General features: G+C 51.7%; 1 rRNA gene. It reads left to right on the forward strand.

The features are described from left to right. Positions 1–261 (forward strand): 23S ribosomal RNA (locus tag CWM58_RS27955); the annotation flags it as partial.

Genomic DNA, 261 nt, shown 5'->3' on the forward strand with positions numbered 1-261 from the left:
AGCTTGACACTGAACATTGAGCCTTGATGTGTAGGATAGGTGGGAGGCTTTGAAGCGTGGACGCCAGTCTGCGTGGAGCCAACCTTGAAATACCACCCTTTAATGTTTGATGTTCTAACGTAGACCCCTAATCGGGGTTGCGGACAGTGTCTGGTGGGTAGTTTGACTGGGGCGGTCTCCTCCCAAAGAGTAACGGAGGAGCACGAAGGTTAGCTAATCCTGGTCGGACATCAGGAGGTTAGTGCAATGGCATAAGCTAGC

Source organism: Klebsiella sp. H-Nf2 (genome assembly GCF_002806645.1).
Lineage (GTDB): Bacteria > Pseudomonadota > Gammaproteobacteria > Enterobacterales > Enterobacteriaceae > Klebsiella > Klebsiella variicola.